Source organism: Sphingobacterium composti (genome assembly GCF_009829075.1).
In the GTDB taxonomy this organism is placed as follows: Bacteria; Bacteroidota; Bacteroidia; order Sphingobacteriales; family Sphingobacteriaceae; genus Sphingobacterium; species Sphingobacterium composti.
This window is the reverse complement of sequence record NZ_WUQZ01000070.1, coordinates 1-395: the sequence shown is the minus strand read 5'-3', so window position 1 is coordinate 395 and position 395 is coordinate 1. Positions and strand designations below refer to the sequence as shown.

Sequence of the window (395 nt, the reverse complement as noted above, 5' to 3'; positions counted from 1 at the left end):
CATAATGATGTTATTTTCCTTGAGGGCTTCACTTTGAAATGATCGAACCACTGTATATTTCATGTTGCTTTTACTACGTGTGACAAAAAAGCACTGATTGCTGTCCAAAACATTCATCCAAGCATAATCAACATAACCTCTATCCACAACAACCACACAGCCTTTGGGAAATGAAATGGTCTTAGCTATTTTAGATTCATGTTGTTTGCCATCGGTGATATGCACAAAACTGGGCATACAGCCATCATAATCAAGTATAGTATGGAGCTTAACAGCTCCCTTTGCACTGCGGAATTTAGCCCAGTCAAATACACTTAAGCATAAGGGAATAATAGTAGCATCCATGAGATATACTTTACGTTTAAGCCTATTAAGCTCAGCTCGTCTAGGAGAAT

General features: G+C 38.2%; 1 protein-coding gene. It reads right to left on the bottom strand.

The genetic code is table 11. The features are described 5' to 3' along the window. The coding region (locus GOQ17_RS16100) for a transposase (protein ID WP_159639072.1) at nucleotides 1-395 on the bottom strand (395 nt) is incomplete at both ends.